Genomic DNA, 22,684 nt, shown 5'->3' on the forward strand with positions numbered 1-22,684 from the left:
GCGGCGGGGAGCCTCACCAGACCCGGGCGGGCAGCTCCCAGGCGGCGAGCTCGGCGGACAGGCGCTCGCGCAGGGTCGGGCCGCCACCCAGGCGGCTGGGATCGGCGACCACGCCGAGCCGGACCACGTCGCCGTGGCGGGCGAGCGCGACGGAGAGGTCGCTGCCCATGGGGAAGGCCATGAGGACCGCGTCGGTGGCCTGGTGCTCGCCGAGCCGCAGCATCCCGGGCGGCAGCGGGCCGACGTTCGACGCGGCGGCGTCGTAGTGGCCGTGCACCCCGAAGACGACGCGGCGGGTGAGGTCGTCGGGCAGCAGGGCCATGGCGTCGATCACCCCCGGCGCCACGGGCACCCGGCCGGTGCGGGCGACCTGGGCCGAGGCCTCGCCGAACGCCCGGCGGGTCTCGCCGCGGACGTCCTCGAGCCCACCGTGGTCGGCGCGCCCGCCCGGCAGCAGGACCGTGGCGCTGGTCAGGCGGATCGGCCCGACGGTGGCGGCGGCATCGGGCAGCTCCTGGCGGTCGGCCAGGTCGACGGGGACGATCAGCCGCACCGGCCGCTCGACGGGCCCGCCGCGGGCCCGCCGCGCCTCGCGGACGAGGTTGGCGACGAGGGCGACCTGCAGGCTGGTCCCCGTGCCGCCGAGCTCCCGCGGTCGGGCGTCCCAGGCCGCGGCGTCGACGGTGGCGATCGCCGCCACGCGGCGGGACGAGCGCCGGCCGCGGCTCGGGTCCCGGTCGCGCAGCGCCTCGAGCGGGGCGCGGAGGGTCGCGAGCTCGCCGTCGGGGTCGCGGCGCCACGGGGCCGCGGCGACCTCGCCACCGAGCCGGACGAGCCCGCGGACGCCGCGCCGCAGCCGGTCGGCGGCGTCGAGCGTCTCGTCGAGCACCGGCGGCCGGCCCTGGGGCAGCGCGTCCAGGCCGACCTCGGGCAGGCCGCCGTAGAGGGTGGTGGCGATGTCGCGGCCCGTCCCGAAGAGGTGCGTCATGCCGAGCGCGACGAGGGTGCCGCCGTCGGCGGCGCGCGCGGCCGAGAGCCGCCAGCCCGGGCCGCCCTGGGGGTCGTGGGGCACGCTCATCTCGTCGTCGAGCCAGCGGGCCAGCGCCGGGGCGTCGAGGCCGTCCTCGCGCAGCGGCACGGGGGGCGGCTCGCCGGCGGCGTGCCAGCGGGGACGCGCCCCGGGGACGCGCGGGGCCCGCAGACGCCGGCCCAGGCCGAAGGGGCTCGCGGCCAGCCGCGCGGCCTCGGCCTGCAGGTCGGCGGCGGGCACCTCGTCGGCGAACCGCGTGACGAGCGCCATGTTCGGCAGCACGGACGTGCGTTGGGCGGCGCGGAGCATGAGCGAGCCGTGCTCCACCAGGGGGACTTCCATGGGCGACGTGACCTCGGGGGATCGAAGGACCGACGCCCGGCGACGCTAGTGGCGCGCATGAGAAACAGCAAGGTACGCAGTCTGTGAGTCGCGTCACACGGAGAGAAACGCCGTAGTGATCGGGGTATTCGTTCCGCTACGGGACCGTAGGGGTCCGCATCTGGGGTATTCGAACGGATGACCCGCGTTGTGACAGAAACTTCAGGAACACGCCGTGTGCATCTGTCCCATCGCGGGCCCGTCAACGGCCCCGATCAGCGCGAGGCGCCGGGCTTCCAGAGCGGCTCGTCGCCCTCCGTACAGGCCCGAGCGAGGATGAACAGCAGGTCGGAGAGGCGGTTGAGGTACTTCACGACCTCGGGGTTCGCGCCCTCGACGACGAGCGCGCGGCGCTCGCTGCGGCGGGCGACCGTGCGCGCCACGTGGAGCTGGGCGGCGACCATCCCGCCCCCGGGGAGGAGGAACGAGCGCAGGTTCGGCAGCTCGCCGTTGACCTCGTCGCAGCGCTCCTCGAGCCAGGTGACCTGCTCCGGGGCCACGCGCAGGCGGTCCTTGCGGGCGTGCTCCGTGTCGTGGGGGACGGAGAGGTCGGCGCCGAGGTCGAAGAGGTCGTTCTGGATCCGCAGCAGCCACGGGCGGAACCGCTCGGGCACGCCGGGCAGCGCGCCGACGACGCCGAGCTGGCTGTTGAGCTCGTCGATGTCGCCGTAGGCCTCGATGCGGGCGTGGGTCTTGGGCACCCGGCTCATGTCGCCGAGGTGCGTCTCGCCCGCATCGCCGGTGCGGGTGTAGATGCGGGTGAGGTTGACGGTCATGCGCCGACCCTAGCGCCCGTCCTAGAATCGGTCGCCGTGTCGCCGTCGCCCCCTCGCCCGTCCCGCGCCCGCCGTCTGGTGGGTCTGATCGGAGCGGTGGCCGCCACCGCGGCGCTCGCGTCCTGCGGGCAGGTCGACGAGTCCGGGGTCGGCGTCCGCGTGCTCGTGACCACGGACTCCGGCGCCCGCACCGTCCTGGACCGCTCGGGCATCGAGGCCAAGGACGGGGAGCCGGCGCTCGCCGTGCTGCGTCGGGCGACGACGGTGGAGACGGACGCCCGCGGGGCGCTCACGAGCCTCGACGGCCGGCGCGCCACGGGCGGGCGCACGTGGACCACCTGGCTCAACGGCGCGCCGCTGCGCTCGGGTGCGCTGAAGACCACGGGGGAGGACGTCAACCTCCAGCAGCTCCCCGTCGTCAACGGCCCGCGCACCACGAAGGTCCACGACGGCGACACCCTGTGGGTCGACCTGCAGCCCGCCGGGGCCACCCCGCCGCGCGGGGTCGTCGGCACCTTCCCCGAGCCGTTCGAGCACGGGCAGGAGGGCATGCGCTGGCCCGTCCGCGTCGAGTGCGCCGAACCCCGCGGCCGCGCGTGCCGCATGGTCCGCGATGCGCTGGTGCGCTACGACATCCCGGCCGTCACGAACCTCATCCGCAGCTCCTACAACCCCGAGTCCGCCCGCGTGGCGGTGGGCACCTGGAAGCAGATCCGCGAGGACCCGTCCGCCGGACTGGCGGAGCGCGGGGCGGAGGAGTCCGGCATCCCCGTCGTCCCGCAGAAGGACGGCCGCGGGTTCGCCCTGCTGGACGCCGCGGGACGGGAGACCCGCACGATCGGCGCGGGCTCGGGGCTCGTGTTCGCCTCGCGCTACCGCAACGAGCCGCCGAGCTGGGCGGTCACCGGCACGGACGACGCCGGCGTGCTGCGTGCGGCGGGCGCGTTCGACGCGACGACGTTGAAGACCGCGATCGCGCTCGCGGTCTCGGGGCCGGACCTCATCCGGCTGCCGGACCGCGGCGACGCCACGCGCTAGGAGCCGCCGCCCCGGTGGGGTCGGGCCGCGAGCGGCGCGGCACCCGGGGTGTCCGGGGTGGGACCTGTGCGCCCCCGGCGAGATCGGGGCGCCTGGGGCGGGACGACCGGGCGCCCGCGGGCGGGGGCGGCCTACGGGTACTCGGACTGGGGGCGGATCTTCCGCCACGGCTGGGCGGCCCGGTCGACCTGGAGGACCTCGCAGCCCCGGGCCTCGGCGACCGCGGCGTTCTTGCAGCTCCAGCGGCCGTCGCTGGCCAGCCGGCGCACGAGCACCATGGCGGTCGGCGTCGGTGCGGCGACCGCCGTCAGCGCGGAGCCGTAGCGAGTCGTCTGCGCGCCGGAGAAGCCGGACTCGAGCGTCCACGCCTTCCGTCCCGAGAGCGTGGTGCGGTAGATCTCGGAGCGGCTGCGCATGCCGGTGCGCAGCCGGGGGACGGTGACCTCGCCGGCGGACAGCACGGGCCGCCCCAGACGGCGCAGCGTCGAGCGGGTCGACGTGGCGGTCAGCAGGATCTTGCCCCGGCGCTGGCCGCGCTGGACGACGAGGCGCCAGCGGTCGCGCAGCCCGGTGGCGTGCCACACGAACGCGAGGGTGGACCCCTGCAGGTCGATGCTGTCGGGCGTGTAGGCCCGGAAGTTGCGCTTGCCCGTGCCGATCCGCTCCTTGGCCGGCGGGTAGATCAGCCGCGACGGCGGCTCCGTGGCGTCAAGCGTCGTGAGGGCGACCGCCGAGCGGCCCGCGCGCGGCCGGCCGACGCTGCGGGAGAACGCGATCCGGTTGCCCCAGACGGCCGGCGCGCGCTCGTCCACGCCCGGCAGCGAGGCGGACGGCACGGGCGCGTCGACGCCGGTGCGCGGGTCGATGCGGTGGACGTCGCAGCCGATGGGCGGCGAGGCGTCGGGGCGCGTGCAACGGGCGTAGACGACGAGCGGGCCGCCGTCGGGGCCAGGGCCGATCGAGGCGTCGATCGGCGCGGTCTGGGCGGGCACCGGCAGGAGCACGCCGACGCCCTCGGGGGTGCGCGCCACGAGCCCGAAGGTGCCGTCGTCGGCCCGCCGGCTCCACACGAGCCAGCCGCCCCAGCCGTCGATCGCGGTGTCGTTCGGCTCGACGCTGAGGACGGAGGCCCCCTGGGGTCCCCGCTCCCCGGCGGCCTGGGCCGCGGGCGCACCGGTGGCGACGGCCGCGGCGGCGAGGAGGCCGGCGGCGAGCAGCGGGGCGGGGGAGCGCGGGGTCACGAAGGAGAGAACCCCGCAGCGGCCCGGGAGTTCCGGTGCGCTCACCCGGCGGGCACGAACGCCGGGTCGGCCTCGTGCTCGCGGAAGAACGCCACCATCGGGCCGACGTACGTCGCCGCGGGCGGGCAGCGCACGCCGTGGCGGCCCAGCAGCTCGGTCGCCCGGGCGGTGTCGTAGCGGACCTGGTGGTTGAGGTAGAGCAGCGATTCGCGGGGCGTGCCGCCGAGCAGCCGGCGGACGGTCCCCAGGCGCAGGCTCTGGTCCACGAGCCCCCACGGCAGGCGGAACGCGGGCGGCTTGCCCGCGTAGGCGCGGCAGAGGAGCGCGTAGAGCTCGGCGGCCGAGATCGGGTCCGGGTCGACGAGGTGCAGCGTCTCGCCGGCGAAGGCCGAGTCCCCGGCACCGGTGACGATCGCGTCGATCACGAAGTCGATGGGGACCACGTTGAACGGGGCCGCCATCTGCCCGGGCTGGACGATGGGCGCGTGGCGCCCGACGGCCGAGGCGATCGTGCGCAGCAGGTAGTACGGGCCGTCGAACTTCTGCGTGACGCCCGTGCGGGAGTCGCCGACGACGATGCCGGGCCGGTAGATCGTGGTCGGCACGTCCTCCATCGACGCGCGGACGATGACCTCGGCGGCGAACTTCGTCGACTCGTAGTGGTTCTTGAACGCCTGGCCGGCCGCGAGGTCCGCCTCCTTGACGGTCCCCCGGCGCAGGCCGGCCACGTACGAGGTCGACACGTAGTTGTGGCGCTCGAGCCGCGGGCAGGCCCGGCAGAAGTCGACGACGTTCTGCGTGCCCTCGACGTTGACCCGCTCCGCGATCGACAGCGGGACGGCGAGGTCGTAGACGGCGGCGAGGTGGTGCACGGCGACCGTGTCGGCGGTGAGCTGCCGGTAGGTCTCCGCGTCGAGGCCGAGGGCGGGCTTCGTGATGTCGCCCGCCTGGATCCGCAGCCGGTCGCCGCGCCCCAGCTCGGCCGCTACCGCCTGGGCCTTCTGCGTCATCCGCGGCTCGACGAGCGCGACCACCGTGGCCTCGGGGTCCTGATCGAGGAGGAGCGGGATGAGGCGGGCGCCGATGAAGCCCGGGAAGCCGGTGAAGAGGATCGTGCGCGACGCCATGGCCGCGGATCCTACCCATGCGTAGGAAACGCTCGCCGTGGCCCTCAGTCGACGAGCCGGCGCTCCGTCGCCCAGCGCGTCAGCTCGTGGCGGTTGGAGAGCTGGAGCTTGCGCAGGACGGCGCTCACGTGGTGCTCGACCGTCTTCGGGCTGATCGTCAGCCGGCGGGCGATCTCCTTGTACATGTAGCCGCGGGCGATGAGGCGCAGCACCTCGCGCTCGCGGTCCGTGAGCCCGTCGAGCTCGGGGTCGGCGACGAGCGCCACCGCCGCGTCGATGCGGCCGGCGAAGGCGTCGAGGACGAACCCGGCCAGGCGCGGGGAGAAGACGGCGTCGCCGCCCGCGACCTTCGCGATCGCGCCGACGAGCTCGTCGCCGGAGATCGTCTTGGTGACGTAGCCGCGGGCGCCGCCGCGGATGAGCGCGATGACGTCCTCGGGCTCGTCGGAGACGGAGAGCGCGAGGACCTTCTGGCCCGGCCGCTTCTCGTGCACGCGGCGCAGCACCTCGGCCCCGCCGCCGCCCGGCATGTGGACGTCGAGGAGCACGACGTCGGGCTCGCGGTCGAGGATCATGCGGACCGCCTCGTCGACGTCGCCGGCCTCGCCGAGCACCTCGGCACCGGCGTCGCCGCGGTTCTCGAGCTCGGCGCGCACGCCGGCGCGGAACAGCGCGTGGTCGTCGACGAGCACGACGGTGGGACGGGTCACGATCGGTCCTCCAGGAGCAGTTCGACCTCGGTCCCCTCACCGGGGGCCGAGAGGATGGTGGCGCGTCCGCCGGCGCGGCGCATGCGGCCGACGATGGACTCGCGCACGCCGCGGCGGTCCGCGGGCAGCGCCTCGGGGTCGAAGCCCTGCCCGCGGTCGCGGACGAAGACCTCGACGCGGCCGTCCTCGGCCTCGGCGAAGACGGAGATGACGACGGGATCGAGGGCGATCCGGCCGTCGGGGCCCACCTTGCCCGGGGCGCCGGCGGTCGCGGCGGGGCAGGCGTGCCGGGCCGCGTTGACCATCGCCTCGCGGGCGGCGGCCACGACGGCGGCGGAGCGATCATCGAGGGGCCGCTCTCCGCTCGTGACGACCTCGATCTCGACGCGGTGCTCCACCTCGACCGCGGCCGCCGCGGCGCGCAGCGCGGCCATCAGCTCGTCGTCGGGGCGCTCGGAGCGGCCGGAGAGCCAGGTCCGCAGCTCGCGCTCTTGACGACGCGCGAGCTGGGCGACCTCGCGCGGGTCGTCGCTGCGGCGCTGGATCAGCGCGAGCGTCTGCAGCACGGAGTCGTGCAGGTGCGCGGCGACCTCGGCGCGCTCGTCGCCGCGGATCCGCTCGGAGCGCTCGGCCTGGGCGCGGCGTGTGGAGCGGCGCCAGAAGGGGGCGACGACGACGGCGATGGCCGCGACGGCGACCACGAGCTGCAGGAGCCCGGAGCGCGTGGTGTCCAGCGCGCCGAGCGAGGAGAGGGCGACGAGCGCCCCGAGGACGACGAGGCCGATGCCGCTGCTCAGGAGCAGGCCGTCGGGGCCGTTGCCGTGCCGGCCCCCGCCGCGTCGGCCGACGACCCGCTGCCAGCCGCTCAGCGGCCGGTCCGCGTCGGCGTCGGGCAGATCGGTGGTCTGCGCCCAGAGGACGAAGCCGCCGGCCCCGAGCAGCAGGAGGGCCCACGCGCTGATGCCCAGGGCGGACTCCAGCGCCAGCAGGCTGACGAGCGCGCCGGCGAGGACGAGCACGAAGCCCGCGACGGTCTGGCGGCCGCCGACGGGCAGGGCGGCCGGCGGCGCGGCCAGGCGGGCGGCGCGGATCCGGCGACGCTCGCCGCGGCGGTCGAGCCACAGGCCGACGCGCGCCGACAGCGCCGCGATCACGAGCAGCGCGCAGGCCACGCCGAGCGCCGCCCGCGCGCCCGTCGCGTTCGTCGCGTCGGCGGCGAGCAGCAGGAGCGCGACGACGAGCCCGCACGCGGCAGCGACGCGGATCAGCGGGCGCTGGGTCACCGCGCGCTGCGCTCCCGCGTGGTCCGGCAGGCCGCGGTGCGCAGCAGGTCGTCGGAGCCGGTCACGCCCGTGCGGGTCATCGGCCGCCAGCCGTCGATCTCGCGGCGGCTGTGGCCGACCACGATCTCGCCGATCCCCGTGCGCAGCTCGAGGGTCACGCGGGGCCGGGAGGTACCGCCGCGCTTGCGGCTGACCGGGTCGATCTCGACGGTGCGGCGGCTGCCGTCCGTGGTCGTCCAGTCGTTGCGGATGAGCTCGTCGCCGAGCACGTCGGTGCGGCCGCCGATGCGCACGCGGCTCTCCACGGTCCAGGCGACGCACGCCTTGCGCGGCAGGATCACGCCGAGGGTGCCGATGTCGACGCTCGCGGGCACGGTCACGCGGTCGCCGCGCGCCAGGTCGAGGCTGCGCAGGTCGACGATGAGCCGCCCCATGCCGAGCTTGTAGCCCTGGGCCGCGCGCGCCTGGGTGACGGGGCGGACGGTGCGCTGCCCGGCGGAGCGGTCGACGTGGACGTCGGCGACCACCGCGGCCGTGGCGGGCACCGCGAGCGCGAGGGCGAGCACGAGCAGCGTCCCGGCGGTCCGGCGGTTGCGGGCCGAGAGCAGGAGCAGCACGCAGATGACGAGGAGCACCACCGCGACGGGCCAGGCGCCGAGCAGGATCGTGGCGCCGAAGCTCACCGCCGCGACGGCACAGAGGGCGAAGAAGACCGCGATGGCGACGGCGAGGCCGACCGTCCAGCGCAGCAGGCCGTTGGCGGCCCCGACGGCGCCGCCGGGCCGCGGAGTGCCGCCCGCGGCGGTCGGCGCGTTCGGGATCAGGACGGCCGCGGCGAGGTAGAAGAGCACGCCCGCGCCGCCGAGGAAGAGCGTGAGCAGGAACCCGAGCCGTACGAGCAGCGGCTCGAACCCGTAGCGCTCGGCGATGCCGCCGCAGACGCCGAAGAGGACGCGGTCGCTGGCGGAGCGCGAGAGCCCGCGCTCCTCGGCCGCGGCTGGAGCAGGAGCCGCGGCGGAGGCGGCGTCGGCCGGCCCGGTGCCGTACTCGCGGGTCTCGTCCGCGGCGTACGACCGGGTCTCGTCGGCGCGGTGGTCGACGGGCCCGTCGGTCCCGTGGCCGACGGTCGACGCGGGGTCGGCGCCGCCGCCCAGGGCGGGCGACGTCCGGGTCTCGTCGTCGGGGCCGCCGGGGCGCGGCGGGGTGGGGTCTGTGGGGTCGCTGCTCATCGGTCGTCCTGGATCGCGTTGTCCTGATCCAGGGTGCCCGCGCCGGCCCTCCGCGCCTATGGGGGATCCCCCGGGCGGACCCCGGGCCGGTCCCTCAGCCCGGCGACGGCCCGTGCGGGGGTCGCCGCAGTCTGACGGCCCCCGCGGCGGTCCGCCGCCGGGGCCGTCCGGCGGTGCGATGCTGCAGGGGTGCTCGAGCGCGCGGACGCCCTGAAGGCCCTGGCCGGCGAGGTCTTCGACGTCGTGGTGGTCGGCGGCGGCGTGACGGGGGCGGGGGTGGCCCTCGACGCGGCGTCGCGGGGGTACTCCGTGGCGCTCGTGGAGCGGTTCGACTACGCGTCGGGCACGTCCAGCCGGTCCTCGAAGCTCGTCCACGGCGGGCTGCGCTACCTGGCGTCCTTCGACATCGGCCTGGTGCGCGAGGCGCTGCTCGAGCGGCAGATCAACGCACGGCTGGCCCCGCACCTCGTCACCCCGCTCCCCCTCGTCGTCGCCACGACCGAGACGCACCGGCCCGACCGCATGACCGGGGTCGGCCTGAACCTCTACGACGCGCTGGCCGTGGACGCCCGCCGCCCGGGCCGTCGCCGGGGCCGCGCGGCGGAGGAGGAGCGCGGCTGGACCCCGGACCGCCACCGCACGCTCGACGCCCGCGAGGTCGTGGAGCACCTGCCCGCCCTGGCCGGGCAGGACCCGACGGGTGGCTGGCTCTTCCACGACTGCCAGACGGACGACAGCCGGCTCGTGCTGACGATCCTCCAGGAGGCCGAGCGCTTCGGCGCGGTCCCCTGCAACCGACTCGAGGTGCTGGGGCTGCTCGAACGCGACGGGCTGGCCGAGGGCGTCGAGGTCCGCGACGGCGAGACCGGGGAGACCTTCCCGATCCGCGCCCAGAACGTCGTCAACGCCACGGGCGTGTGGGCCGACCGCCTGCGCCCGGCCGAGCTGCACACGGAGGCCGAGGTCCCGCGGATCCGCCCGTCGCGCGGCACCCACGTGACCCTCCCGGCCGACCGCCTGCCGCTGCGCTCCGGGGCGATCGTGCCGTCGGGCGGCGGCCGCTTCATGTTCGCGCTGCCGTGGCTGGGCCGCACGCTCGTGGGCACGACGGACAACGACCTCGACGAGCGCGACCTCGACCACGTGCGCGCGCCGGAGGAGGACGTGGAGTACATCCTCTCCGGCGTCAACGACTTCTTCGGCACGGCGCTGCACGCGGGGGACGTCTCGGGGGCCTACGCCGGCGTGCGGCCCCTGATCGCGACGGGCGACCCCAAGCGCTCCGTCGACATCTCGCGTCGCGCCGAGCTCTACGAGACCTCGTCCGGGATGCTCACGATCACGGGCGGCAAGCTCACGACGTGGCGGCGGATGGCGAAGTCGACGGTCGACCGGCTGACGGAGCGCGACGGCCGCGACGCCCCCTGCCGCACGGAGTCGCTGCCCCTCGGCCAGCCCGTCGACCCGCTGCGCCTGCCGCACGCGCCCGGCACGAGCGAGGCCGCGCGGGCGCAGCTCGCCGCCCGCTACGGCTCCGTCGCCCGGGACGTCCTCGAGCTGACGACCGGCCGCCCGGAGCTCGCCGCCCCCGTCGTCGACGACGGCCCGGTCGACCTGCTCGCGGAGGCGGTCCACGCCGTGCGCCACGAGCACGCGCGCACGCTCGGCGACGTCCTGCTGCGCCGCACCCGCCTGGGGGTGACCGCGGCGCGGAGCCTGTTGGCGGACGACGCCGCGGCCGTGCGACGGGTGGCCGCGGTCGTGGCGCCGGAGCGGGGCTGGGACGCCGCCGCGACGGAGGCGGCCGTGGAGGACTTCCGCGTCGAGGCGCGCCTCGAGGGCCTGCTGCCCGGTGCGGCGTAGCCCGCTGCACCCTCGACCGGACGACACCCTAGGATCCAGCTGATCGATGTCGAGTGAGCACGGAAGCACCCCGAGCGCCGGACCGGCGGTAGCCGCATCGCGGTTCGACCGCAACGGCGAGACCGTCTTCAACCTGGCGCTGCGCATCACGGGCAGCCCGGGGGCGTCGTGGCACGCCGCGGTGGCGGCGTTCACCGCCGTCACGGAGCGGATCCCGGCCGACGCCGCGCCCGGCACGGACGATCGCGACCTGCTGCTCATGGGCTGCTGGCACGCCCGCGGCCTGCTGAGCCAACTCGCCGCGAACCCGGAGTACGCCGCCCAGCTGCGCGCGCACGACGAGGCCTCGGGCGCGACGGCCCCGCTGCAGGCGGCCGTCGTCGCGGGCAACGACGCCCTGCCCGTCGACCAGCGCGAGGTGCTCGCGCTGCGCGGGCTGAGCGACCTCGACCACGCCGAGCTCTCGGCGCTGCTGCGGGTCGACCCGGGCCTGCTGGCCTCCATGCTCGCCCAGTCGCGGCTCATGCTCCGCGACGCGATGCGCGGCGGCGCGCTCGCCCAGGACGCGATGGCCGACCCCGAGGACCGTCACGCGCTCGCGCTGGCCGCGCTCCGTCAGGACGGCCAGCTGCGCGGTCCCGAGGGCCGCGAGCGGCTCGCCACGTGGATCGAGGCGAGCCCCGCGCACGCCGAGGCCGTCGACGCGCTCGAGGAGGCCGGGCTCTCCTACGGCGCCTGGACGCCGAGCCCGCCGCCCGAGGGTCTGCGCGACGCCGTGATCGCCGCGGCCGCCGCGGTCACCCCGGCCTCGGGCCTGGGCGGCGCCGCCGCCCCGGGGGCCGCCGCGGCCGCCGCCGCATCGGCGGGCGCCGACGCCGCCCCGCAGTCCGCCCTCGCCGCGACGGGCTCCTCCGCCCCGGAGGGCGCGGCCACCGCGGCCGACCCGCACGCCACGGTCGAATGGTCCTCGAGCGACGTCGCCGCGCTCGGCCTGGAGGGCGCCAGCCCCGGCCGCCGGCCGGCCGAGCCGCTGCCCGACGACGACGACGTCGCGGACGACGGCGAGCCCGAGCCGTGGGACGACGGCTGGGACGGCGGCGAGCCCTCGGGTGAGCTCCTGCAGCCGCTGGACCGCAGCGGCCGCGCCCCGCGCTGGCAGATCGCCGTCGTCGTGATCCTGCTGGTGGCCGTCATCGTGGCGCTCGTCGTGGCCCTGACGAAGGGCGACGAGCCCACGAAGGAGGCGCCGACGCCCGGCACGAGCACCCGGGAGCGCACGAGCACCCGCGACACGGGCGCCGCGCCGACCGACCGCGTCCTGGGCTCCGTCACGGTCCAGCACCAGACCTTCCGCATCGTGCGCGGGTGAGCGACCCGCTCTTCCGCAACCTCGAGGGCGCGGGTGACCCGGGCGGCGCGGTGCCGGTCGCCGGGCTGCTCGACGCGATCGTCGCCGACGCCGCCCCGCCCGTCGCGGGCCGGCCGCGCACGATCGGCGTGATGGTCGCCAGCGTCGACGGCCACGTCGCCGTGAACGGCCGCTCCGGCGCCCTGGGCGGCCCCGAGGACCGCGCGGTCTTCCGCGGACTGCGCTCCCGGGCCGACGCGCTGCTCGTCGGCACGGGCACGCTCAACGCCGAGCGCTACTCCACGACGCTCGACGCGCCGCACCGGCAGGAGCGCGAGGCCGCGGGCCTGCCGCCCGAGCCGCTCCTGGCGACGATCACCCGCTCCTTCGCGCTCGACGAGGACGTGCCGCTGCTCCACGAGCCGCTGACGCACGCCGTCGTCTACACCGAGACCGAGCCGCCCTACGGGGTGGACGACGGGCACGTCGACGTCGTCGTGCTGCCGTCCGCCACCCCCGAGGCCGCGCTGCGCGACCTGGCGGGTCGCGGAGCACGGCAGGTCAACTGCGAGGGCGGCCCGTCGCTGCTGGCGGCGCTCGCCCGCGACGGCGTCCTCGACGAGCTGCTCGTCACGGTCTCGCCGCTCCTGGTGGGCGGTGACGACGCGCTGACCATGCTTCGCGGCGAGCTCGGCCGCGACGGCACACCGCTGCCGATGGCCCTGCGCGGGGTCTGGCGCGGGGGCGACGTCCTCTTCCTGCACTACCACCTGAAGAACGGGAGCCCGGCGTGACCGACGAGCTGCACCTCCGCCTGCGGGACCGCACCCTCACGCTCCAGGCCGGCCGGCCGGCGCTGATGGGGATCGTGAACTGCAACCCCGACTCGTTCAGCGACCGCAACCACCTGGAGACGGTGGAGCAGCGGGTCGCCTACGGCATCGGCCTGGCCGAGGCCGGCGCCGAGATCATCGACGTCGGCGGCGAGTCCGGCGTCACCCACACGCCCGTGACGGGGATCCGCGAGGAGATCTCGCGCGTCGCCCCGGTCGTCCGGCGGCTCGTCGACCACGGGCTGATCGTCTCCGTCGACACGTGGAAGCCCGAGGTCGCCGAGGCCGTGCTCGACGCCGGCGCGCACCTCATCAACGACGTCTCCGGGCTGTACCACTCCCGCCTGGCGTCCGTCGTCGCCGCGCGCGGCGCCGGGATCGTGCTCATGCACACCCGCGCGGACCCGAAGACGGAGCACTTCCCGGACTACGGCTCCCGCGTCGTCGACGACGTCCGTCGCGTGCTGAACAGCCTGCGCGAGCGCGCGCTGCAGGCCGGCGTCCGCGCCGACTCCATCGTCCTGGACCCCGGTCCCGACTTCGCGAAGATGCCGGGCGAGACGGTCGAGGTCCTGCGTGACCTGCCGAACCTCTCCGTGCACGGGCACCCCGTGCTCCTGGCCGTCTCCCGCAAGTACTTCGTCGGCACGATCATCCACCGCGAGCCCGACGAGCGCCTGGCCGGCACGCTGGCCGCGCTCGGCTGGTGCGCCGAACGGGCCAAGTACTCCATCGCCCGGATGCACGACGTCCGCGAGGCCGCGGACTACCTCCGCGTCCGCGCCGTGATGGACGGCCGCGAGCCGATGCCGTCCGTCGACCGCGAGTCGGGACTCGACGAGCGCCTGCAGTGGCTCCACGACTCCTCCGACGACGACGATGACGACGACCGCGGCGACGAAGGGGGCTCACGTGAGCCCGCTGTACGCTGAGAAGACGTCCCCCGCAATTCGACACCCCTCTGGGAGCAACCCCGCATGAAGCTGTTCATCGACACCGGATCCGTCACCGAGGTCGAGGAGGTCGCCCGTTGGGGCGTGCTCGCCGGCGCGACCACCAACCCGTCGCTCCTCGCCAAGGCCGAGGGCGACGCCGGTGAGGCCATCAAGCGCATCGCCGAGATCGTCGGCGGCCCGACCTCCGCCGAGGTCGTCTCCGAGGATCCCGACCGCATGGTGGAGGAGGGCATCGCCGTCCGCACCCTGCACGAGAACATCATCGTCAAGGTGCCGTTCGGTCCCGCCGGCCTCGAGGCTACGGCCCGCCTGCGCGAGCTCGGCCACCCCGTCAACATGACGCTCGTCTTCTCGGCCGCCCAGGCGATCCTGGCCGCCGAGGCCGGCGCCACGTACATCTCGAGCTTCCTCGGCCGCCTGGACGACATCGGCGTCGACTCGGAGTACGAGCTGCGCGAGATCGTCGAGGCCGTGCACGAGAACTCCTCGGGCGCGCAGGTCCTCGCCGCGTCGACCCGCAGCCCGCTGCACGTCGTCAAGGCCGCCACGGCCGGCGCCGACGTCGCCACGGTCCCGTACAAGGTGCTCAAGCAGATGCTGAACCACCCGCTGACGGACTCCGGCAACGCCGGCTTCGCGAAGGACTGGGCGACGAAGCCCGAGCTCGCCGAGTGGCTCAACGGCCTCGTCGAGCAGTCCAAGAAGAACGCCTGATCCGCCCCGCCGGCCACGTGCCGGCGGAGCCCGCAGGACCGACGGGCCGCGCATCGCGCGGCCCGTCGTCGTTGCACGCGCCTCGCCTGCACCGCGCCTGGGTCCCGGCTCGCACCCACCGCACCCGGCCCCTGGCTTGCTCGCGCCGTGCCTAGGCCACGGCCCGCCGTGCGCGGAGCAGTCTGAATATGTCAAGCGCACTGTGCATATTCAGAATGGCGGCGGGGAGCGGCCCGGCTCGCGCGTCCACGGGCGTTCTGCCTGCTCAGCCCGCCTTCAGGCCGGCGCGGGGGCGAGGCGCGGTCGCCCGGGGGTCCTCTAGGGTGTGGCGCAGTCGCCGGTCGCTGCGCACAACGCGGCCGGGCGCCAACCGACACGAACTCCCGAAGGAGCACCCTGTATGACCGTTCTGACCCGTGAGGTCCTGGAACAGAGCAGCCTGGCGGACCTGCACGCCCTCGCCGGCGAGCTCGCCGTCGACGGCTTCCGCAAGCTGCGCCGCGAGCAGCTCGTGGACACCATCGTCGAGCGCCGCGGCGGCGACGCCTCCGCCGACACCCGGTCCGCCGACGCCCCGTCCGCCGACGACGAAGGCCAGGGCGGCCGTCGCCGCCGCCGCGGTGGTCGCCGCGACGAGGAGCGCTCCGAGCCGACGTCGACCGACGTCGTCTCCCTCACGGACGAGGACGAGGACGACCGTCCGCGCCGCCGTCGTCGCCGCGGTGGCGACGAGAGCGCCGAGAGCCCGCGCGACGAGCGCCGGGGCCGCGAGGACCGCGCGCCGCGTGAGGACCGCGACCGTGGCCCGCGTGAGGATCGCGCCCCGCGTGAGGACCGCGACCGCGGTGGCCGCGACGACCGCGACCGCGGTGGCCGGGACGAGGAGGGTGTGACCGTCGAGGGCGTCGTCGCGATCGGCCAGAACGGCTCCGCGATGCTGAAGGCCCAGGACGGCTCCGAGGTCTACGTCTCCGCCGGGCAGGTCCGCCGCTGCGAGCTCGTCGACGGCGACACCGTCTCCGGTCCGACCCGCACCGCCCGCCGCTCCGAGCGCTACCCCTCGCTCATCCGCGTCGAGACCATCAACGGCGCCCCCGCCGACGAGGCCGCGACCGGCACCCGGTTCGAGGAGCTCGCGGTCGTCCGCCCGACGGAGCTGCTCGCGATCGAGACGCAGGACCCGACGGTCGCCGCGATCGGCTGGCTCACCCCGCTCGGCCGCGGCTCCCGCGCCGTGATCGCCGGCCCGCACGCCGCCGGCAAGAGCGAGGCGCTCCGCCGCCTCGGCGTCGCCCTGAACGCCATCGACGGTCTCGAGCTCCTGCCCGTGCTCGTCGGGGTTCGCCCGGAGGAGCTGGGCGACTGGAAGGACTCCGGCCTCACGCCCGCCGTCGCGCTCGACCTCTCCGTCGGTCCCGACGCCCGTGCGAAGGCGATCGACGAGGTCGTCGACCGCGGCCGGCGCATCGCCGCCCGCGGCGGCCACGCCGTGCTGCTGATCGACACGCTCGACGGCCTGGGGGAGGGCGCCGCGCGCCGCATCCTCGCGGCCGCCCGCAAGCTCCAGGACGGCGGCTCGCTGACGATCGTCGCGACCCGCGAGGCCCCGGCCGGCGGCGAGAGCACGGTCATCCGCCTCGACGCCGCCCTGACGACGACGGGCCGCTTCCCGGCGCTCGACCTCGCCGCCTCCGGCACCCTGCGCCCCGAGCTGCTCGTGGGCGAGGAGGGCGCGGCCGCCATCGCCGCCGCCCGCCAGGAGCTCCAGCAGGTCTAGCGGCCGCCGCGACCCCCACCCGCCGCAGCGGCGGGTCGGGGTCGCCCGGTACGGCAGGGGTCCGCGCGGTGACGCGGTCTCCCGAGAACGACGAAGGGCCCCGAGATTCGGGGCCCTTCGTCGTCGTCCTGGGTGCCGGGCGGACCCGGCGGCGGGGCGTTCAGCGGCGGTCGTCGACCGGCATGTAGGAGACCTGGAACCAGGAGGGGGCGGGAGCCAGCTCGACGGGCTCGTCGCCGCGGGCTGGTTGCACGTACTCGAACCGCTGACGGTCCTCGTCGAAGCGGATGTCGAGCTCGCCCTCCTTCACGCGCTGGTCCATCCAGGCCCCGCGGAAGACCAGGCGGCGCATCCAGTGGACGAGGGAGCGCTCGGCGGGGCCGGACAGCTCGGTCCAGCACTCGTTGACGTGCTCGCCGAGGCGCGAGACGGGCTCGACGACCTCGCCGCTGACCGTGAGCTCGACCAGGTCGTCGACCTCGTCGGGACCCAGGCGGTCGTGCACGAAGCCCAGCCGCACGGCGGCCTGCTCGCAGCGCTCGGCGAAATCGCGCTCGTTGAAGGTGAAACGCAGATCTCCGTACTCGAGGACGAAGTCCTCGCCGGAGTCGTAGTTCCCGTGGAAGGTGGAATCCATGAAGCTCGTTGGACGCGGTGGGGCGGAGGCGGCAACGAGGCCGACCCACACGACAGATGATGGCTCCCGGGGCGCACGGCGGCAACCGCGTCCCAGGACGTGCTCGGCATCCTAGGGGCGAGTCCTTCCCCCGCACACCCCCTGGGTTCGATGTTGCACCCGCGCAGATGCGCTACGGCTCCCGCGGCCACCGTGATCGAGGTGCCCCGCGACGCCCTCGCCGTGCGCCGGATCTGCACGGGACCGGGCCCGAGACCCCGGCGCACGCCACCCCGGCCGGGTCAGCGCGTAGCTTTGAGAGGACCGCATGACGCAGGCTCCCCCCGACCAGACGACCCAGGCCCCGATCGGCGTCGCCGACTACGCCGCCCGCATCGGACGCGCGCTGCGCGAGGCCGGTCCCGCGTGGGTGGAGGGCGAGGTTCAGCGCCCCAAGCAGGGCGGTCGCGGCGTCTGGTGGTTCGACCTCACCGACGGCGAGAACGTGCTCCCGTGCTCGTACCTGCCGTGGCTCACGGGCCGGCACCGGCGTGGCGCCGGCGGCCCCACGCACGAGCCCAGGCACGGCGACCGGGTGCGCGTGCGCGTGCGCCACACGGAGTTCTGGGGCGGGGGCGGCCGCCTGCGGGTCGTCGTCGAGGACGTCGAGACGGCGGGGGAGGGCGAGCTGCTGCGCCGACGCGCGGAGCTCGTGGACCGGCTCACGCTCGAGGGCCTGTGCGACCCCGACGGGTTCCCGGCCCTGCCGCGGTTCCCTCGCGGCGTCGGCCTGATCTCGGGCGCGGACTCCGACGCGCTGAAGGACGTGGTCCGCGGCCTGCGGGACCGCTTCCCGGCGGTGCCCGTGGTCACGGCGTGCTGCCGGGTGCAGGGCGTCTCGGCGCCGGGCGAGATCGTCGACCGCCTGGCGCGCCTCGACGCCGACCCGCGCGTCGACGTCATCGTCGTCGCCCGCGGCGGCGGCTCCGTCCAGGACCTCGCCTGCTTCGACGACGAGCGGCTGTGCCGCGCGATCCGGGCGATCGCCACGCCGGTCCTGACCGCCATCGGCCACACGGACAACAACCCCGTCTGCAACCACGTGACCCACGCCGCGTTCGTGCCCCGGCACGCCGCGGAGCGGGTGGTCCCCGACCGCCGCGAGCTGTTGCGCGAGGTCGAGCACGCGGCCGGCGCCCTGGGCCGGGCCGCCCGCCGCCCCGCGGAGCTGCGCCACCGCCTCGAGGCCGCCGGCGCGGGCCTCCACGCCCGCGGGCGCCTCGAGGGCCACCGCTCCGCCGTCCACAGCGCCGGGCGCGCCGTCGACGCGCGCACGGAGCGGTTCCTGCGCGGCACCCACGCCGACCTCGTCGGCGCCTGCCGGGCGCTCGAGCGGGCCCCCGAGCGCGTCCGCTCGCAGGCCCAGGCGGTGCGCCACGCCCTCGACGCCCGCCCGATCGGACCCCTGGCCGCCCGGGCGACCGCAACGCTGCGCACCGGCGTCGACGCGCACGCCCGGTTGCTCGACGCCGCGGACCCGCGGCGCCGCGGCTGGATCGCCGCGACCGACGGCGACGGCCACGTCGTCCGCAGCGTCGACGAGCTGACGCCCGGCACCGACCTGACCCTGCACCTGAAGGACGGCACCGCCCAGACGGTCGTCCGGTCCCTGCACCCCGAAGAGGAGCCCGCATGAGCCCCGCCCCCGACGCCCCGGTCGAGCTGAGCTTCGGCGCCGCCTACGAGCGCCTGCAGGAGGTCGCGACGGAGCTCTCCGCCGACGCCTCGATGCCCCCCGAGCGCCTGATCGCGCTGCTCAAGGAGGGCAAGGGCCTGGAGCGCGCGCTGCGCGACCACCTCGACCGCATCGAGCAGGAGGTCCGCGCGATCGACGAGGGTGACGGCGCGACCCCGTTCCGCATCGTCGACGCGGTCACGGCCTCGCCGGCCGCCGGTGCGGCGACGGCCGACGCCGCACCGACAGCCGCCGCACCGGCCCCCGCCGCGGCAGACGCCTCGGTGGCGGCCGCCGCCGCACCGGTGCCCGACGCGCCCGCGGACGAGCCTCCCGCCGCGCCCCGGCGCCGGGCCCCCGCACGCCGGACGACCCCGGAGCCCCCGGCCGCACCCGCCGAGCGGACGCCCGCGCCGGACGCTGCCCCGACCCTCGGGTTCGTCGGCGCCGACGACGACATCCCGTTCTGAGCCGCGCCGCCGACACCCCCGCCGCACCAGCCGGCCCCGGCGTCCCCGGGCGTGCCGCGGGGTACGCGCGCCGGCGCGTCCTGGCCGTCCTGCGCTCCGCGTGGGCGGTCCGCGCCGTCTCGACGCGGATCGGCATCAGCTTCGTCGTGCCCCTGGCGATCGCGGTCGCGCTCGGCCACCCGCACGAGGGCGCCATCGCCACGCAGGGCGCGTTCGTGGCGATCTACGCGCGCGACGAGCCGTTCCGGCGGCGGCTGCTCGTCATGGCGGCGATCGGTCTGGCACTCACCGGTGTCGTGGTCCTCGGCACGCTCGCGTCCGCGTTCACGCCCGCCGTCGCGATCGGCGCCGGCCTGGTCGCGGGCCTCGGCTCGCTGGCCTGCCACGCGTGGGACGTCGGCCGGCCCCGCGAGTTCATCCTCGTCCTCGCGTTCCTCGCCGCCACGCAGTACCCCGGGGACGCGAGCGACGTGCCTGCCCGCGCGGCGCTCGTGCTCGGCGGCGCCGCGGTGGTCACCGCGATCGCCATGGCCCCGGTGCTGCTGCGCCCGCGAGGCCCGGAGGAGCGGGCGCTCGAGGTCTTCTGGGGCCGCCTGGCGCATCTGCTCGACGCCCTGGGGCGCGACGACGTGCGCGAGGCCCGGCACGACCTGCTCGTCGCCGCCGAGGAGGCGCGCGCCGTGATGATCCGCGCCGGGCACCGCCGCGGCGACGGCGACCGGCTCTTCGGCATCGCGCTGGCGGGCGAGGCCGTCACCGACGCGGCACTCGGGCTCGTCCTGCGCGACGCTCCGCCGGCCGACCCGGGCTGGGGCGCGGCGGCCCGCCGGCTGCGCGATGCGGTCCGGGACCCCTCCGCCGCTCGCGACCTGCGGCTCCCGCCCGACCCCCCGGGAACGATCCACGGCGAGCGGTTCGCCCGCATGATGTCCCGCGCCGTGGCCGCCGCCGACCCGGTGATGACCCTGCAGTCGACGATCGTGCCGTTCGGCCGTCGCCGCCGCCGTGGTCCGCTACCCGCCCTGCGCCGGGTGCTGCGTCCCGGATCCCTCGTGCTGCCGACGGCGGTGCGCACCGGCGTCGCCGTGGCGGCCGGCACGGCCCTCGGCCTGCTCATCGACGACCAGCGCGGCATCTGGGTCGGTCTCACGACCTCAGCGGTGCTCCAGGCCAGCAACGTGACCCTGACGGCCCGCCGCACGGTGCAGCGTGCCGTCGGCACGATCCTCGGCGTCGGGCTCGCCGCCGCGATCTTCGCCGTGGATCCGACGGCCGGCTTCATCGTCGTGGCGCTCGCGCTCTGCCAAATCTCGATGCAGGCCACGCTGTTCTCCGCCTACGGCGTCGCGACGTTCTTCGCGACCCCGATCGCGCTCCTGATCGTCGATCTCGGCGTGCCCGGGGTGCCGGCCGGCTCGCTCGTCGGGGCCCGCATCGTCGACACCCTGCTGGGCTGCGCCGTAGGCCTGCTCGCCCGGCGGTTCCTCTGGCCGCAGACCGCCGCCACGAGGCTCGGGGCCGCGCAGGGCGCCGCGATCGAGGCCGCCCGCGACGTGCTCCACGCCGCGCTGACCCGGTCGGAGGCGCCGTCGAGCGCGCTCGTCCGCCGCTCCCGCCGCGGGCTGCACACCGCGCTGCTCAACCTGCACGCCGTCCAGCAGGACGCCGTGGGGGACCTCGTCCTCTCCAGTCGGGCCGCCGACGAGCGCTGGACGATCACGGGCGCGGTCGAGCGCCTGGCGTACGCCGCGATGGGGTTCGCGGCGCCGGCGGACGGGGCGCCGTCGGGGCGCGAGCACCTCGACGCCCTCGACGAGGTCCTCGGTGCCCTTGCCGCGATGGCCGAGGGGCACCGGGTGCGGGCGGTCGTGCCGGTCCCGCCGATCGACGGGCATCCCGCCACGTACCGCGCGCTCCTGGGACTCCGGGACGCCCTGGCGCCCAACGAGGACCCGGACGGAGCCCCGGGACCGGCCGGCGCGCGGTCGTCCTCCGCCGCTGCTCCGGCTCCCTGAGCACGCGCCCGTAACCCCGTCGTCGAGCCGAGGGCCGGCGGGCGGTGGCCCCTCGGGGGGGCGACGCCGGGCGCCCGCCCGCAGTACAGGGGCAGGCGTTCCGGCCGATCACGGGGAGAACCGGCGCCCTGTCGGCCCACCGACCCCTTCTTCTCCTCGGAGCACCCCACCCATGTCCTGGTACACCCGCAGCCTACGCGCCAAGCTCCTCAGCGGCTTCGGCGTCGTGCTCGCCGTTCTGGTGGGCATCATCCTGTTCAGCGTCTCGGCCTCCTCCGACATCGGCGACCGCGCGAAGTCGATCGGCACGAGCGACCTGCCCTCCGTCCTGCTCGTCGGGCAGCTCAACACGGAGCAGTCCGACTACCGCATCAGCCAGCTTCAGCAGGCGGTCGCCACCGGCGCCGCCCGGACCGAGCGCGAGGAGCGGCTCAAGGAGATCAACGCCGAGATCACCCGCGACCTCGATTCCTACAGCACGCTCGTCGGGGGCCCGGTGGACCGCAAGCTCTGGGAGACCGCACGCACGCAGTGGGCCGACTACGTCGAGGCGACCGCCGGTTCCATCGCCCGCGGGCGCGCCGGTGACCCGGCGGGCGCCATCGGCATCCTCAACGGCGGGAACCTCGACCGCTACAACACGCTGGGCGACAACCTCGACGCGTGGGTCGCCTTCAGCGTCAAGGAGTCCAGGGCCGCGGTCGCCGACGCGGCCGACACGACCTCGAGCGTCCGTACGGTCCTCATCGTCCTGGGCTTCGTCGCCGTCTTCATCGCGCTGGCGATCGCCCTCTTCCTCTCCCGCAGCATCGTGGGCGGCGTCCGCCAGGTCCTCACGGCCGCCGACGGCATCGCCGAGGGTGACATCGACCAGAACGTCACCGTCTCCTCGAAGGACGAGGTCGGACAGATGGCCGGCGCGTTCGGCCGCCTCGTGGCCTACGTCCGCGAGATGGCCGGCACCGCCGACCGCATCGCCCAGGGCGACCTGACGCAGACGATCGAGCCGCGCTCGGAGAAGGACGTCCTCGGCGTCGCGTTCCGCGACATGCAGGCGAACCTCTCGAGCCTCGTCGGCTCCGTGAGCAGCTCGGCGCAGAACCTCTCCGCCGCGTCGCAGGAGATGGCGTCGAACTCCGAGGAGGCCGGCCGCGCCGTCGGCGAGATCGCCCAGGCCGTCTCCGACGTCGCCGAGGGCGCCGAGCGCCAGGTCCGCTCCGTCGAGGCCGCCCAGGCCGCGACGGCCGAGGTGTCCGAGGCCACGCGCTCCAGCGCCGAGTCCGCCCAGCAGACCGTGCAGGCCGCGGTCGAGGCCCGCGAGGTCGCCGCCGAGGGCGAGCGCGCCGTCGAGCGGGCCACCGAGGGCATGCGCCAGATGCGCGAGTCCTCCAGCGCCGTCACCGCGACGATGCAGGGCCTCGCCGCCAAGAGCGAGCAGATCGGCGGCATCGTCGACACGATCACCGGCATCGCCGGCCAGACGAACCTCCTCGCGCTGAACGCCGCGATCGAGGCCGCCCGCGCCGGCGAGCAGGGCCGCGG

19 protein-coding genes are annotated in these 22,684 nt (G+C 76.0%); 11 read left to right on the plus strand and 8 right to left on the minus strand.

The annotated features are described in order from the left end of the window. Positions 1-13: 13 nt before the first annotated feature. Both F593_RS0117400 and F593_RS0117405 read right to left on the minus strand, forming a co-directional pair. Positions 14-1,372, minus strand: coding sequence for a hypothetical protein (locus F593_RS0117400; protein ID WP_022930023.1), 1,359 nt, complete (start codon positions 1,370-1,372; stop codon positions 14-16). A 254-nt stretch (positions 1,373-1,626) separates the two neighbouring features. Further along, positions 1,627-2,187, minus strand: coding sequence for a cob(I)yrinic acid a,c-diamide adenosyltransferase (locus F593_RS0117405; RefSeq protein ID WP_022930024.1), 561 nt, complete (start codon positions 2,185-2,187; stop codon positions 1,627-1,629). Positions 2,188-2,283: 96 nt separating this feature from the next. Here F593_RS0117405 and F593_RS0117410 point away from each other — a divergent pair, with 96 nt between their 5' ends. After that, on the plus strand, positions 2,284-3,225 hold the full coding sequence (locus F593_RS0117410) for a hypothetical protein (RefSeq protein ID WP_022930025.1): 942 nt from the start codon (positions 2,284-2,286) through the stop codon (positions 3,223-3,225). 131 nt (positions 3,226-3,356) lie between these two features. On the opposite strand, the gene F593_RS0117415 is transcribed toward F593_RS0117410, so the two are convergent. The 5 genes from F593_RS0117415 to F593_RS26250 are packed head-to-tail and all read right to left on the minus strand — an operon-like array spanning position 3,357 to position 8,815. Then, the gene (locus F593_RS0117415) at positions 3,357-4,466 is read right to left on the minus strand and encodes a hypothetical protein (RefSeq protein ID WP_022930026.1); all 1,110 of its coding nucleotides are present in this window, start codon (positions 4,464-4,466) and stop codon (positions 3,357-3,359) included. 41 nt (positions 4,467-4,507) lie between these two features. After that, positions 4,508-5,593 carry an SDR family oxidoreductase gene (locus F593_RS0117420; RefSeq protein WP_022930027.1) on the minus strand — a complete coding sequence of 362 codons (1,086 nt, stop codon included), beginning with the start codon at positions 5,591-5,593 and terminating at the stop codon, positions 4,508-4,510. A 44-nt stretch (positions 5,594-5,637) separates the two neighbouring features. Beyond that, the gene (locus F593_RS0117425; protein ID WP_028721774.1) at positions 5,638-6,306 is read right to left on the minus strand and encodes a response regulator; all 669 of its coding nucleotides are present in this window, start codon (positions 6,304-6,306) and stop codon (positions 5,638-5,640) included. After that, positions 6,300-7,586 (minus strand): sensor histidine kinase, encoded by a 1,287-nt coding sequence (locus tag F593_RS28720; protein ID WP_022930029.1) that lies wholly within the window; start codon positions 7,584-7,586, stop codon positions 6,300-6,302. Before F593_RS28720 ends, F593_RS0117425 begins: the two co-directional genes overlap by 7 nt. Continuing rightward, positions 7,583-8,815 (minus strand): PspC domain-containing protein, encoded by a 1,233-nt coding sequence (locus tag F593_RS26250; protein ID WP_022930030.1) that lies wholly within the window; start codon positions 8,813-8,815, stop codon positions 7,583-7,585. Before F593_RS26250 ends, F593_RS28720 begins: the two co-directional genes overlap by 4 nt. Before the next feature lie 189 nt (positions 8,816-9,004). On the opposite strand from F593_RS26250, the gene F593_RS26255 reads away from it, so the two are divergent. From F593_RS26255 to F593_RS0117465, 6 genes are all read left to right on the plus strand, one after another. After that, positions 9,005-10,678 (plus strand): glycerol-3-phosphate dehydrogenase/oxidase, encoded by a 1,674-nt coding sequence (locus tag F593_RS26255; RefSeq protein WP_022930031.1) that lies wholly within the window; start codon positions 9,005-9,007, stop codon positions 10,676-10,678. Between the two features lie 46 nt (positions 10,679-10,724). Next, positions 10,725-12,047: an RNA polymerase sigma factor sigma-70 region 4 domain-containing protein gene (locus F593_RS0117445; RefSeq protein WP_022930032.1), complete on the plus strand. Its 1,323-nt coding sequence runs from the start codon at positions 10,725-10,727 to the stop codon at positions 12,045-12,047. Beyond that, the gene (locus F593_RS26260; protein WP_022930033.1) at positions 12,044-12,820 is read left to right on the plus strand and encodes a dihydrofolate reductase family protein; all 777 of its coding nucleotides are present in this window, start codon (positions 12,044-12,046) and stop codon (positions 12,818-12,820) included. The genes F593_RS0117445 and F593_RS26260 overlap by 4 nt, the downstream gene beginning before the upstream one ends. After that, positions 12,817-13,791: a dihydropteroate synthase gene (gene folP, locus F593_RS26265; protein WP_022930034.1), complete on the plus strand. Its 975-nt coding sequence runs from the start codon at positions 12,817-12,819 to the stop codon at positions 13,789-13,791. Before F593_RS26260 ends, folP begins: the two co-directional genes overlap by 4 nt. A gap of 45 nt (positions 13,792-13,836) precedes the next feature. Continuing rightward, positions 13,837-14,529, plus strand: a complete 693-nt coding sequence (locus F593_RS0117460; protein WP_022930035.1) for a transaldolase family protein — start codon at positions 13,837-13,839, stop codon at positions 14,527-14,529. A 400-nt stretch (positions 14,530-14,929) separates the two neighbouring features. Continuing rightward, positions 14,930-16,306: a transcription termination factor Rho gene (locus tag F593_RS0117465; protein WP_022930036.1), complete on the plus strand. Its 1,377-nt coding sequence runs from the start codon at positions 14,930-14,932 to the stop codon at positions 16,304-16,306. Positions 16,307-16,466: 160 nt separating this feature from the next. Here F593_RS0117465 and F593_RS0117470 read toward each other — a convergent pair whose 3' ends face one another. After that, positions 16,467-16,943 (minus strand): hypothetical protein, encoded by a 477-nt coding sequence (locus tag F593_RS0117470; RefSeq protein ID WP_022930037.1) that lies wholly within the window; start codon positions 16,941-16,943, stop codon positions 16,467-16,469. 307 nt (positions 16,944-17,250) lie between these two features. Here F593_RS0117470 and xseA point away from each other — a divergent pair, with 307 nt between their 5' ends. From xseA to F593_RS0117490, 4 genes are all read left to right on the plus strand, one after another. Then, positions 17,251-18,618 carry an exodeoxyribonuclease VII large subunit gene (gene xseA, locus F593_RS0117475; RefSeq protein WP_022930038.1) on the plus strand — a complete coding sequence of 456 codons (1,368 nt, stop codon included), beginning with the start codon at positions 17,251-17,253 and terminating at the stop codon, positions 18,616-18,618. After that, a complete protein-coding gene (locus F593_RS0117480; protein ID WP_022930039.1) occupies positions 18,615-19,127 on the plus strand; it encodes an exodeoxyribonuclease VII small subunit in 513 nt (170 codons plus the stop codon). Before xseA ends, F593_RS0117480 begins: the two co-directional genes overlap by 4 nt. Positions 19,128-19,273: 146 nt before the next feature. Further along, positions 19,274-21,142 (plus strand): FUSC family protein, encoded by a 1,869-nt coding sequence (locus F593_RS0117485; RefSeq protein ID WP_022930040.1) that lies wholly within the window; start codon positions 19,274-19,276, stop codon positions 21,140-21,142. Positions 21,143-21,314: 172 nt separating this feature from the next. Continuing rightward, positions 21,315-22,684, plus strand: a 1,370-nt coding sequence (locus F593_RS0117490; protein WP_022930041.1) for a methyl-accepting chemotaxis protein, incomplete at its 3' end; no start/stop codon positions are given.

Origin of the sequence: Patulibacter americanus DSM 16676 (assembly GCF_000420025.1) — a bacterium.
In the GTDB taxonomy this organism is placed as follows: Bacteria; Actinomycetota; Thermoleophilia; order Solirubrobacterales; family Solirubrobacteraceae; genus Patulibacter; species Patulibacter americanus.